This is a genomic window from Nocardioides sp. NPDC092400, assembly GCF_040684155.1.
In the GTDB taxonomy this organism is placed as follows: Bacteria; Actinomycetota; Actinomycetes; order Propionibacteriales; family Nocardioidaceae; genus Nocardioides.
The window spans coordinates 335619-347747 of sequence record NZ_JBFBFJ010000004.1 but is presented as its reverse complement, the minus strand read 5'-3'; the positions used below and the strand labels follow the sequence as shown (position 1 = coordinate 347747).

10 protein-coding genes are annotated in these 12129 nt (G+C 74.5%); 2 read left to right on the top strand and 8 right to left on the bottom strand.

Features of this window, described 5'->3' with window-relative positions:
• Window positions 1-10: 10 nt before the first annotated feature.
• The 4 genes from AB0N29_RS15405 to AB0N29_RS15390 all read right to left on the bottom strand — a co-directional run bounded on the left by AB0N29_RS15405 (window position 11) and on the right by AB0N29_RS15390 (window position 5432).
• A complete protein-coding gene (locus tag AB0N29_RS15405) occupies window positions 11-2359 on the bottom strand; it encodes a molybdopterin cofactor-binding domain-containing protein (RefSeq protein ID WP_364868015.1) in 2349 nt (782 codons plus the stop codon).
• Between the two features lie 146 nt (window positions 2360-2505).
• A complete protein-coding gene (locus AB0N29_RS15400) occupies window positions 2506-3678 on the bottom strand; it encodes a helix-turn-helix domain-containing protein (protein WP_364868013.1) in 1173 nt (390 codons plus the stop codon).
• Window positions 3675-5036 (bottom strand): dipeptidase, encoded by a 1362-nt coding sequence (locus tag AB0N29_RS15395; RefSeq protein ID WP_364868011.1) that lies wholly within the window; start codon window positions 5034-5036, stop codon window positions 3675-3677. Before AB0N29_RS15395 ends, AB0N29_RS15400 begins: the two co-directional genes overlap by 4 nt.
• Window positions 5037-5051: 15 nt before the next feature.
• On the bottom strand, window positions 5052-5432 hold the full coding sequence (locus tag AB0N29_RS15390) for a sterol carrier family protein (protein WP_302268382.1): 381 nt from the start codon (window positions 5430-5432) through the stop codon (window positions 5052-5054).
• Window positions 5433-5489: 57 nt separating this feature from the next.
• On the opposite strand from AB0N29_RS15390, the gene AB0N29_RS15385 reads away from it, so the two are divergent.
• Window positions 5490-6326, top strand: a complete 837-nt coding sequence (locus tag AB0N29_RS15385; protein ID WP_364868008.1) for a DNA-formamidopyrimidine glycosylase family protein — start codon at window positions 5490-5492, stop codon at window positions 6324-6326.
• Here the strand turns inward: AB0N29_RS15385 and AB0N29_RS15380 are convergent.
• Window positions 6323-6745 carry an SDR family NAD(P)-dependent oxidoreductase gene (locus AB0N29_RS15380; protein ID WP_364868006.1) on the bottom strand — a complete coding sequence of 141 codons (423 nt, stop codon included), beginning with the start codon at window positions 6743-6745 and terminating at the stop codon, window positions 6323-6325. The two genes, AB0N29_RS15385 and AB0N29_RS15380, sit on opposite strands and share 4 nt — an antisense overlap.
• Before the next feature lie 121 nt (window positions 6746-6866).
• Between AB0N29_RS15380 and AB0N29_RS15375 the strand changes: the two genes are divergently transcribed.
• Window positions 6867-8504, top strand: coding sequence for a M20/M25/M40 family metallo-hydrolase (locus AB0N29_RS15375; RefSeq protein ID WP_364868004.1), 1638 nt, complete (start codon window positions 6867-6869; stop codon window positions 8502-8504).
• A 46-nt stretch (window positions 8505-8550) separates the two neighbouring features.
• Here the strand turns inward: AB0N29_RS15375 and AB0N29_RS15370 are convergent, their stop codons facing one another.
• The 3 genes from AB0N29_RS15370 to purL all read right to left on the bottom strand — a co-directional run bounded on the left by AB0N29_RS15370 (window position 8551) and on the right by purL (window position 12117).
• Window positions 8551-9312: an alpha/beta hydrolase gene (locus AB0N29_RS15370; protein ID WP_364868002.1), complete on the bottom strand. Its 762-nt coding sequence runs from the start codon at window positions 9310-9312 to the stop codon at window positions 8551-8553.
• A gap of 95 nt (window positions 9313-9407) precedes the next feature.
• On the bottom strand, window positions 9408-9833 hold the full coding sequence (gene arfB, locus AB0N29_RS15365; protein WP_364868000.1) for an alternative ribosome rescue aminoacyl-tRNA hydrolase ArfB: 426 nt from the start codon (window positions 9831-9833) through the stop codon (window positions 9408-9410).
• Window positions 9834-9849: 16 nt separating this feature from the next.
• Window positions 9850-12117, bottom strand: coding sequence for a phosphoribosylformylglycinamidine synthase subunit PurL (purL, locus tag AB0N29_RS15360; protein WP_364867998.1), 2268 nt, complete (start codon window positions 12115-12117; stop codon window positions 9850-9852).
• Window positions 12118-12129: the final 12 nt, after the last annotated feature.

The window sequence follows — 12129 nt, the reverse complement described above, 5'->3', positions numbered from 1 at the left end:
GGCGAGCTCCTCAGTAGGTCTTCTTGAGGCCGTTGGTCGGCGAGGGCGGCATCGAGGGGACGTAGGACTTCGGCTTGAACCGCACCTGCCCGTGGTTGATCGGGAAGCGGGTCGGCAGGGTGCCGGTCGCCCGGGCGTACGCGCAGGCGACGGCGGCCGCCGACGAGCCGACCGCGGCCTCGCCCACGCCGCCGGGGGTGTCGGAGCCGGACTCGACGATGTGGACCTCGACGCCCTCGGGCGGGACGTTCCACTGCCGCGTGTAGAAGTAGTTGTCCCAGCTGCCCTCGAGGAAGCGTCCGTCGCGCAGGTGGTTGCTCGCGCTGAGCGTCATGGCCAGGCCGTCCATGAACCCGCCCTGCATCTGGGCCTCGACACCGCGCGGGTTGATGACCAGGCCGCAGTCGACGGCGATGACCGCCTTGGTGACGCGCGGGCCGGTGTAGGTCTCCTTGCCGAGGTCGCGGTCGACGGTCCGCGGGCGGCAGTCGATCTCGACGAGGACGGCGGTGGCGCCCTTGTACTCCTTGTGCAGCGCGACGCCCTGGGCCGTGCCCGCCGGCATCCTGCGCCCCCAGCGCCCCTCCTGCTTGACCTTCTCCAGCACCGCCCGGACCCGCTTGTTCTTCACGTGGTCCAGCCGGAACTGCACCGGGTCCTTGCCGGCCCGCTGCGCCAGCTGGTCGATGGTCAGCTCGGCGGCGACGCAGACGTCCGGGGAGTAGATGTTGCGCATCGAGCCGGTGGAGAACTTGTCCTCGAACTCCAGCGGCTCGTTGAGCAGCTGGGTGACGACGCCGAAGTTGTACGGGAGCTCCTGGGTCAGGCTGAAGATCGTCTCCGCGAAGCCCAGCCCGCCGAGCCCCGTGGGCAGCTCGTCGGCCAGCGAGGTGATCATCTCGCCGAGGCCGTGGCTGAAGTCGGTCGTGACGCTGGTGTGCCGCTGCTCAAAGCTGAGCACCTGGCCGGCGAGCACGGTCGCCCGGACGCGCGACGTCGCCATCGGGTGCAGCCGGCCCTGCCGGGGCTCGTCGACGCGGTGCCACATCAGCTTGACCGGCACCCCCATCGCCTTCGACACCTTCGCGGCCTCGATCGCGTGGTCGCCGAAGAGCTTGTGGCCGAAGGACCCGCCGCCGGTGACGACGTTGACCTTCACCTGGTCGGGCCGCAGGCCGGTGGCCGCGGCGATGTTCCCCTGGGCGACGATCGGCGCCTTGAGGCCGGCCCAGACCTCGGCGCGGTCCTTGCGGACGTCGGCGATCGCGGCGTACGGCTCGAGGGCCGCGCTGGACCGGAACATGAACTCGAAGCGGGTGTCCACCTGCTCGGCCAGCAGCGGCACCTCCGGCACGACCATCGGCAGCTCCTGGGCCTTGAGCTTGGCCAGGATCGTCTGGTCGGACTCGCCGCTGACCGTGCCGGGGTTCCAGTCGACCTCCAGGGCGCGCACGCCGTCGATGCACTGGCCGAACGTCCGCGCCCGGACCGCGACGCCGGTGTCGACCATCGCCACGTGGGTGACGCCGGGCATCCGGCGCACCTGCGCGGCGTTGCGGACGCGCCGCGGCGAGCCCTGGTGCTCCGGCGGGCGGCAGACCATCGTCGGCAGCGCACCGGGGACGTCGAGGTCGGTGGTGAACTTCTTCCGTCCGGTGACCGCGTCGCGGGCATCGGTGCGGTTCCGCGGCGTGCCGATGACCTGGTAGTCGGCCTTCGACTTCAGCAGCACCTCGACCGCCTCGACGACCTGGCTGGCCGCGGACGTCGCGAGGTCGCCGTACGTCACCGTGTTGCCCAGGGCGTCGCTGACCACGCCGCCGGTCGTGGTGAGCCGGTCGACGGTGGTGCCGAGCTGGACCGCCGCCGCGTCGAGCAGCCGGCGGCGGGCGACGGCGGCGGCCACCCGGATCGGCGTGAAGGTGGAGAACGTCGTGTTGGAGCCGCCGGTGAGCTGGTTGAACAGCAGCTCGGGGCGGGCCGGGGCGAGGGTCACCCGGACCTTCTCCACGGGCAGGTCGAGCTCGTCGGCGAGGATCATCGCCGTCGAGGTGACGATGCCCTGGCCGACCTCCATCCGCGGGAGCGCGAAGGACGCGGTGCCGTCCTGGTTGATCGTCACCGTGACCAGGTTGGCCGTCGGGAGCGCCGCGTCGGTCTGGAGGTCCTCGAGGTCGTAGAGCTCGGGCACCTGCGGGGGCGACGGGATCGCCGCGCCGGCGGGCGTGCGCGCCAGGCCGAGGTCGGCGGCCACCACCAGCGTCGTGCCGGCCATCACCCAGCCGAGGAAGCCGCGGCGCCCGAGCTCGGCTCGTGGTCCGCCGTTCCCGGCCTGGGGGTCGTGCTCGAGCGCGGTCATGCGTGGTCCTTCCCGAGAGGTCGCGAGACTTTACAACTGCGGCTCGCCTGTCGAACTGTGGCACGGGTGACCGCCGCCACACCATGCCTTCGTCGCCCACGATCCTCCGGATGGGTCTGTGCACTCCGCACACCCGGCCTCGGCGGCTACTGGGCGAGCCCCGCCCGGTGGGCGCGGAGCGCGAGCGCCAGCTCGACCGGCGGCACGACGTCGACGAGGTCGCGGCCGGTCAGCGCGGAGACGCGGCGGAGCCGGTTGAGGACGGTGTTCCGGTGGCAGTGCACCCGGGTCGCGGTGTGGGTGGCCGAGCCGCCCGTCGCGACCCACGCCTCCAGGGTCTCCAGCAGCGGGTCCGCCTCGCCGGGCGCGAGGGCCAGGAGCGGGCCGAGCCAGACCGCGACCAGCCGGCCGGCCACCTCCGGGGCGGTGAGCAGCAGCGCCTCGGGCAGCCGCTCGTCGAACGTCGCGAGCCCGGCGCCGCCGTCGAGGGTCCGCAGCGCGATCGAGGCCTGCCGGAAGCCGGTGGCGACGCGCGCCAGCCCGCGGACCACGACGGAGGCACCCAGCGCGCCGCCGACACCGCGGAGCACGTCGTGCACCTGCGCCGCGCCACCCGCACCGACCAGCACCAGCCCGACCACGCCGCCCGTGCGGCGTACCCAGCAGGAGCGGAGCGGCGCCAGCGCGGCGAGCAGCCGGTCGGTGTCCGGCCCGGTGCCGGTCACGACGAGCAGGTCGTCGCCCACCGGCAGGTCGAGGATGCGCGCTGCCTCGTGGGCGAAGCGGGGGTCCTGGGCCCGCCCGTGGAGCAGCCCCTCCCACAGCTCGGCGCGCAGCTGCTCGTCGGCGCGGACCGCGGCGCGCTCGGTGGCGTGGTACGCCGCGGCGACCTGCGCCGAGGTCTGGTCGACCACCTCCCACAGGCGGGTGCCGACGTCCCGCACCTCCGCCCCCGGCAGCGCCTCGCCGACGTGCTCGACGAGGTCCTCCCAGATCAGCCGGCCGCCGAGCCGGAAGGACCGCAGCACGTCGTCGAGGGGCAGGCCCTGCTCGCTGCGCCGGCGCCCGGTCACCCGCGCCGCGTCGTACGCCGGGTCCTCGGCGGGGTCGCGTGCGGGGTCGGCCCCGGGCTCGCCGAGCAGCTCCAGCACCCGGTCGACGTTGTCGCGGCAGGACCGCCGCAGGTCCTCGTGCGGGACCAGGCCGGACGTGCGGTAGCCGGGGTTGGCCGCCTCGATCGTCGCGACCAGGCGATCGGTGAGGGCCTCCACCCGCGCCCGCCGGTGCTCGGCGAGGACGGCGCGGGTGTCGGCGATCACACCTCCAGGGTGCCCAACCGGGCCAGGAGCAGCGTCTCCGCGAGCACGACCCGCTCGAACTCGGCGAGGTGGAGGCCCTCGTTGGCGCCGTGCGCGCGGGTGTCGGGGTCCTCCACGCCGGTGACCAGGACGCTCGCCCGCGGGAACGCCTCGAGGAACTCGGCGATGAAGGGGATCGAGCCGCCGACGCCCATGTCGACCGGCGCCGTGCCGTCCCAGGCCTCGGTGAACGCCTCGCGCGCCGCGTCGTACGCCGGGCCGGTGGCGTCGATCTGGGTGGCCTCGCCGGTGTCGACGATCGTCACGTTCAGCTCCGCGCCCCACGGGACGTTCGCCTCGAGGTGCTCGCGGAGGCGGGCGACGGCGTTCTCGGTCGTGTCGCCGGGAGCGATCCGGAGGCTGATCTTGGCGCGGGCCGCGGGGACCAGCGTGTTGCTGGCGCCCTCCACCTTGGGCGCGTCCAGGCCGGTGATGGACAGGGCGGGCTTGGTCCAGAGGCGCTCGACGACCGAGCCGGTGCCGATCCACTGCACGCCCGCGACGGCGCCGGACTCGGCGCGCAGCCGCTCCTCGGGGTACTCCACGTCGGCCGCCGGGCCGCTGTGCAGGCCGGCGATCGCGACGTCGCCCGCGTCGTCGTGGAGGCTGGCGATGACGCGGGAGAGCGCGATGAGCGAGTCGGGCACGAGCCCGCCCCACATGCCGGAGTGCACCGCGTGGGTGAGCGTGCGGACCTCGACGTCGGCGCGCACCAGGCCGCGGAGGCTGGTGGTGAGCGCGGGCTCGCCGATGTCCCAGTTGCCGGAGTCGGCGATGACGATGACGTCGGAGCGCAGCCGCTCCTGGTGCTCGCGCAGGAGCGCCGGCAGCGACTCCGAGCCGACCTCCTCCTCGCCCTCGATGAACATCGTGACGCTCACCGGCAGGTCGTCGCCGAAGACGCGCAGCGCACCCAGGTGGGCGGCGATGCCGGCCTTGTCGTCCGCCGCGCCGCGTGCGTAGAGCCGGCCGTCGCGCTCGGTCGGCTCGAACGGCGGGGAGTCCCAGTCGGCGTGGTCGTTCTCCGGCTGGACGTCGTGGTGGGCGTAGAGCAGCACCGTCGGCGCGCCCTCCGGCCCGGGCTTGTGGGCGATCACCGCGGGGGCGCCGCCCTCGGCGGTGACGATGTCGACGGTCGGGAACCCCTCGGCGCGGAACAGCTCGGCGACCGCCTCGGCGCTGCGCTGCACCTCGCCCGCACGGGCCGGGTCGGCGCTCACGGACTCGATCCGGACGAGGTCCTCGAGGTCGGTCCTCAGCCCGGGCAGGACCTCGGTGACCTTGGCGCGGAGCTCGTCGGAGGAAGGGCGGTTCGTCATGCCGCCCACGCTAGGTCAAGGCACGGTCCGGTGCAGCGGCAGGTACGGCGACAGGTCGGCCCGCTCCCCGCTCGCCCGGACCCGGCCGGCCGCCTCGGCCTCGTGCCAGGTCAGCTGCCCGGTCGCCAGCGCGATGATCGTCGCGGCATCGGTCTCGACGACCGCCGGCGGGGTGCCGCGGGTGTGCCGCACCCCCGGCACGACCTGGACCGCGGCGTACGGCGGCACGCGCACCTCGACGGAGTGGCCGGGCGCGCGGGTCTCCAGCAGCGCGAGGTAGTGCTTGACGAGCAGCCGCAGGTCGCCCTTCTCGCCCTTCCCGGCGGCGTCGGCACGGACCCGCCCGAGGGCGGCGGAGACGTCGGCGGGGTCGGCGGGGCGCAGGCGTGCGGGCACGGACCGAGGATAGTTTCCGCAGCCGACGGGCTTGCCCGGGCCGGGGAGGATGGGTCCGTGCCGGAGGGGGACAGCGTCTTCAAGCTCGCGCGGCGGCTGGACCGCCCGCTGAAGGGGCGCACGGTCACCCGCAGCGACCTGCGCGTCCCGCGGCTCGCGACGCGCGACCTGGCCGGCCGCGTCGTCCTCGAGCACGCGACGCACGGCAAGCACCTGCTGACCCGGTTCAGCGGCGGGGCCACCCTGCACACCCACCTGCTGATGGACGGCTCCTGGTCGGTCACCGGCCCGGGCAAGCAGCTCCCCCGACGGCTGATGCCCGACGTGCGGATCGTGCTCGCCACCAACGCCGGCCACACGGCGTACGGCCTGAGGCTGCACGAGATGGAGCTCGTCGAGACCTCCCGCGAGCACGAGCTGGTGGGCCACCTCGGCCCCGACCCGCTGCGCGAGGACTGGGACGCCGAGGAGGCGGTACGCCGCCTGGCCGCCGAGCCCGCCGTGCCGCTCGTCTCGGCGCTGCTCGACCAGCGCAAGGTCGCCGGGTGGGGCAACCTGTGGGCCAACGAGCTGGCCTTCCTCCTCGGCCGCAGCCCGTGGACCCCGGTGGGCGAGGTCGACGTCGAGCGGCTGGTCGGCCTGGGCGCCAAGGCGCTGCGGCACTCCGCGACCGTCGAGGGCGCCTACCAGGTCACCACCGGCATCGGCCGCAAGGGCGAGTCGCACTGGGTCTCAGGCCGGGCCGGGCGGCCGTGCCTGCGGTGCGGCACGACCGTCGAGGTGGTCCCCGAGCTCCCCAACGACCCCGCCAACCGGCGTACCTGGTGGTGCCCGCACTGCCAGCCCGGCCCCGGCCCGGAGACCCGCGTGGCGACCTCGGTGGCGTCCGCCTAGAGCAGGACGACCGCGCCCGGCTCGGCGTCACGCAGCAGCCCCAGCACCGCCGCGGCGGTGCGGTCCACGTCGAGGTCGCGCGGACCGGGGACCAGCACCGGGTCGGCCAGCAGGTCCCGCCCCAGGGCGAGCGCCGCCCGGGCGCCCAGGCCGGTGGTGACGAGCAGGTCGGCCCCGCCGAGGTCGCGCGCACGACCGGCGACCAGCGCGGCGTCGGTCCCGCCGACCGACGGGTCCGCCTGCAGCGACCACCCCGACACCCGGCGCTGCCGGACAGCGGCGGCCGTCGCCTCCGCGGAGGCGGCGTCGGGATCCACCACCAGCACGCCGGAGCCGGAGCGGGCCAGCCGCAGGCACACCTCGTGCCCGACGCCGGCCCCGCCGCCCACGACGACGCCCAGCCTCCACCGCAGCAGCATCCGCCCAGGCTAGGCGCGGGTCGGCAAAGTCGGCGCCGGAACCCTTGTGGACCCACGCGGCGCAGTCCTAGGTTGACCGCCTCGCGCGCCGCCGGCGCGCCCGTCTCTCGGGAGATCCCCTGTGAGCAGAAACCGCACCACCCGCCGTGTGGCGGGCCCCCTGGCCGGCCTCGCCGGCGCGGCCGTGCTCGCGGCCGCCACCCTGCCCGGCTCCACCGCCACCGCGTCCCCCGACGCGCCGGCCCAGCAGTCCGCCCGCCAGACCGCCGCGAAGACCGCCCCGAAGGCCTCCCCCGAGGACCGGGTGGCCGCGCTGGTGAAGTCCGTGGACGGGCCCGGCGTGCGCAAGCACCTCGTCGCCCTCGAGCGGATCGGCGACAAGCACGGCAGCCGCGCGTCGGGCACCCCCGGCTACCGCGCGTCGAAGAACTACGTCGTCAACCAGCTGCGGAAGGCCGGCTACCACCCGCAGGTCCAGTCCTTCGACTTCTCCTACTTCGAGGTCACCGCCCCGCCGGTGCTGCAGCGCACCGCCCCGGAGCCGGCGACGTTCGTGGAGGGCACCGACTTCGACATCCTGGAGTACTCCGGGTCGGGTGACGTGACCGGGACCGTCGAGGGCGTCGACCTCGCCCTGGACGACATCGAGAACTCCACCAGCGGCTGCGAGGCCGCCGACTTCGCCGGCTTCACCGCCGGGAACATCGCGCTGGTCCGCCGTGGCACCTGCGACTTCTCCGTCAAGGTCGTCAACGCCCAGGACGCCGGCGCCAGCGCCGTCGTGCTGATGAACCAGGGCAACGGCGAGGACCGCAGCGGACCCTTCATCGGCACCCTGGGCGGCCCGGTCGGCACCGTGCCGGCCGTCACCACCACCTTCGCGCTCGGCCGCGACCTCGAGGGCGACACCGTCCGGGTCTCCACCTCCACCGAGTCCGAGACCCGCACCACCTGGAACGTCACCGCCGAGACCCAGCGCGGCCGCCAGGGGAACGTCGTGATGGCCGGCGCCCACCTCGACAGCGTCGTCGAGGGCAACGGCATCAACGACAACGGCACCGGCAGCGCCGCGCTGCTCCACGTCGCCGAGAAGCTGGCCCAGAAGATCAAGGCCCCTCGGAACCAGGTGCGGTTCGCCTGGTGGGGCGCGGAGGAGTCGGGCCTCCTCGGCGCGGAGCACTACGTCAGCGAGCTCGCCACGGAGAACCCGCGCGCGCTGCGCGACATCGCCCTCTACCTCAACTTCGACATGGTGGGCTCCCCGAACTACGCCCTGTTCGTCTACGACGGCGACAACTCCGCCTTCCCGGCCGGCGACGACGCCGCGGAGGCCCCGAAGGGGTCGGCGCAGATCGAGCGGGCCTTCCGGACGTTCTTCCGCAGCCGTGACCTGGCCACCCGGCCGACCGCCTTCGACGGCCGCAGCGACTACGGCCCGTTCATCGCCGAGGGCATCCCCGCGGGCGGCCTGTTCACCGGCGCCGAGGGCATCAAGACCAAGGCCGAGGCGCGGCTGTTCGGCGGCAAGGCCGGCGTCGCGTACGACGAGTGCTACCACCAGGCGTGCGACGACCTGTCGAACGTCAGCATGAAGGCGGTGCGGATCAACACCAAGGCGATCGCCTCGCTGGTCGGCACCTACGCGTTCAGCACGAAGTCGGTCAACGGCCGGGCCACCGGCCACGACCGGCGCAACGCCACCACCCCGCTCGCGCACGACCACGGGCACGGGGCCGGGACGGTGACCGCCACCCGCTGAGCACCGTCCGCGCACGACCTGGACGGGCGGGCGCCGGGCCCCGCGCTCAGCCCAGCCCGTCCAGGACCCCGACGACCTCGGCCCAGGCCGGGCCCTCGGGGTCGATGACGACGAAGTGGTCGCCGTCGACGGCCACCAGCTCGGCCCGCGCACCGGCGGCGGTCGCGGCGGCGACGTACTCCTCGGACTGGTTGACGGGGACGACGTCGTCGTCGCGGCCGTGCACGCACCACACCGGCACGTCGAGGGGCAGCTGCTGCTGAGGGTCGTACGCCGCCTCCACCGCGTCGGGGTCGGCCGGGATGCCGAGCAGGTCGGGCACCGCCGTCTGGCCGACCCCCTCCCGGACCGCCCGGCGCAGGTCGAGCACGCCGGCCTGGGAGACCACGCCGGTGAGCTCGACGCCACCGGCCCACCGCGGGTCGCGGGTCCGCGAGGCGGCCCACGCGGCGAGGTGGCCGCCCGCGGAGTGCCCGACGGCCACGACCGTCGTCAGGTCCAGCCCCAGGTCGGCGTCGCCCAGCACGTCGATCGCGGCGGCCACGTCGTCGAAGGTCTCGGGTGCTCCCCCGCCCCCGCCGGTCCCCGGGCCGACCCGGCGGTACTCGATGTTCCAGGCCGCCCAGCCGCGTGCGGCCAGGTCGTCGGCCAGCGGGGTGCCGAGGGAGAAGTCGTACTGGGCGCGCCAGAAGCCGCCGTGCACCACGACCACCACCCCGCGCGGGTCGCCCGCGGGCAGGTGCAGCTCGCCCACCTGCGAGGCGTCGTCGCCGTAGGCGATGCGTCGCCTCGTCGGTGCTCCGGTCACGGGTCCGTCCTTCCTCGGTGGCTCGCCGCCACAGGCGGCCAGGGTGCCGATACCCAAGCCCGAGAGCAGCAGCCGTCGACCGACCCGCACCGGCCTCACTCGAAGCGCCCCTGCCGGCCGCGCTTGGTCTCCCCGCGCCGCTTCTTCTCGACGATCCGCCGCTCCTTCGAGCCGCGGGTGGGGCGGGTGGGGCGCCGGGTCGGCGGGGGCGGGGCGCAGGCGTCACGGAGCACGGAGGCCATTCGTTCCCGCGCCGCCCTCCGATTGGCCAGCTGGGTGCGGTGCTCGCTCGCGGCGATCGTCAGCACGCCGCCGACGAGGCGCCCCGCCAGCCGTGCGAGCACCCGCTCGCGCAGGTGCTCGGGGAGCGACGGCGACCCGGCGACGTCGTAGGACAGCTCGACCCGGCTGTCGGCGGTGTTGACGCCCTGCCCACCGGGGCCCGACGAGCGGGAGAACCGCTCCGAGAGCTCGGCGTCCGGGACGGTCCACCGCCCGGTGACCACCAGGTCGTCGGGCACGTCGCCGGACCGGCGATCAGGCCAGCGCGGCGGGCAGCGTCGCCATCCAGGCCGACCGCAGCTCCAGCAGCGGCACCTCGAAGGCGCCCTCGCCGGCAGCCTCGACGACGAGCGCGTCGCCGCCGGTGGTCCCCAGCTCGGTGAGCGGCACGCCGTGGCGCGCGGCGAGGTCGCGCAGGCGGTCGGCGTCGCCGGCCGGCACGGTGACCACGACGCGGGCGGCCGACTCGGCGAACAGCCCGACGAACGCGTCGCCGGGGACCGTCACGCGGGCACCGACCATGTTCCGCATCGCGGCCTCGGCGAGGGTCTGCGCGAGCCCGCCGTCGGCGACGTCGTGCGCGCTGGTGAGCAGCCCGACGCCCTCGTGCAGCAGGGCCGCGAGCGCCTTCTCGGCAGCGAGGTCGACCCGCGGCGGGAGCCCGCCGAGGTGGCCGTGCACGACGTTCGCCCACTCCGAGCCGGAGAGCTCCTCGCGGGTCTCGCCGAGCAGGAAGACGCTCTCGCCCCGCGCCGACCACGCCGACGGGGTGCGCCGGGTGACGTCCTCGACGACACCGAGCACCGCCACGACGGGGGTCGGCAGGATCGCCGTCTCGCCGGTCTGGTTGTAGAGGCTGACGTTGCCGCCGGTGACCGGGATGCCGAGCTCGGCACACCCGTCCTTGAGCCCGCGGCAGGCCTCGGCGAACTGCCACATGACCGCCGGGTCCTCCGGCGAGCCGAAGTTGAGGCAGTCGGAGATCGCGAGCGGCACGGCGCCGCCGGTCGCCACGTTGCGGTAGGACTCGGCCAGCGCGAGCTGCGCGCCGGCGTACGGGTCCAGCTTGGCGAAGCGTCCGTTGCAGTCGGTCGAGACGGCGACGCCGAGGTTGCTCTCCTCGTCGACGCGCACCATGCCGCTGTCGGAGGGCTGGGCGAGCACGGTGTTGCCGCGGACGTAGCGGTCGTACTGGTCGGTGATCCACGACTTGTCGCAGAGGTTCGGGCTGGCGACCAGGCGCAGCAGCGTCTCGCGGAGCTCCTGGCCGGTCGCCGGGCGCGGGAGGTCCTCGGCGCGGTCGGCCTGGAGCCCGTCCTGCCACGAGGGGCGGGCGAGGGGACGCTGGTAGGTCGGGCCCTCGTGCGCGACCGAGCGCGGCGGCACGTCGACGACGCGCTGGCCGTGCCAGTCGACGTGGAGGCGACCGGTGTCGGTGACCTCGCCGATGACGGTGGCGTCAACCTCCCACTTCGCGCAGATCGCGAGGAACGCCTCGACGTCGTCCGGCTCGACGACCGCCATCATCCGCTCCTGCGACTCGCTCATGAGGATCTCCTCCGGCGAGAGCGTGGAGTCGCGCAGCGGCACGAGGTCGAGGTCGACGTGCATGCCGCCGTCGCCCGCGGAGGCCAGCTCGGAGGTCGCGCAGGACAGCCCGGCGCCGCCGAGGTCCTGGATGCCGGCGACGAGGCCGGCGGCGAAGATCTCGAGCGTGCACTCGATGAGGAGCTTCTCCATGAACGGGTCGCCCACCTGGACGGCCGGCCGCTTCGCCGGGCCGGAGCCCCCGTCCTCGGACTCCGTGAAGGTCTCGCTCGCGAGCACGCTCACGCCGCCGATGCCGTCGCCGCCGGTCCGCGCGCCGTACAGCACGACCTTGTTGCCGACGCCGCTCGCCTTGGCCAGGTGCAGGTCCTCGTGGCGGAGCACGCCGACGCAGAGCGCGTTGACCAGCGGGTTGCCGAGGTAGGTGGGGTCGAAGACCGCCTCCCCGCCGATGTTGGGCAGGCCCAGGCAGTTGCCGTAGCCGCCGACCCCAGCGACGATCCCGGGCAGGACCCGCTGGGTGTCGTCGGCGTCCAGCGGACCGAACCGGAGCGGGTCCATCACCGCGACCGGACGGGCGCCCATGGCGAGGATGTCGCGGACGATGCCGCCGACGCCGGTCGCCGCGCCCTGGTAGGGCTCGACGTACGACGGGTGGTTGTGGCTCTCGACCTTGAACGTCACCGCGTAGCCCTGGCCGATGTCGATGACGCCGGCGTTCTCGCCGATGCCGGCGAGGGTCTTGCCCAGCGGGGTCTCCTGCGGCAGCTCGGAGAACTGCTTGAGGTGGACCTTGGAGGACTTGTAGGAGCAGTGCTCGCTCCACATGACCGAGTACATCGCCAGCTCCGAGCTCGTCGGACGGCGACCGAGGATCTCGCGGATCCGGTCGTACTCGTCGGCCTTGAGACCGAGATCGGCCCAGGGCTGGTCGCGGGCGGGGTCCTCGGCAGCAGCGGCCACGGTGTCCAGCACGGCGGCCAATCT

Bases quoted from the DNA above. Each gene is read 5' to 3' on its own strand.
- AB0N29_RS15405 (WP_364868015.1), bottom strand. From the start codon at position 2,359: ATGACCGCGCTCGAGCACGACCCCCAGGCCGGGAACGGCGGACCACGA.
- AB0N29_RS15395 (WP_364868011.1), bottom strand. From the start codon at position 5,036: ATGACGAACCGCCCTTCCTCCGACGAGCTCCGCGCCAAGGTCACCGAG.
- AB0N29_RS15380 (WP_364868006.1), bottom strand. From the start codon at position 6,745: ATGCTGCTGCGGTGGAGGCTGGGCGTCGTCGTGGGCGGCGGGGCCGGC.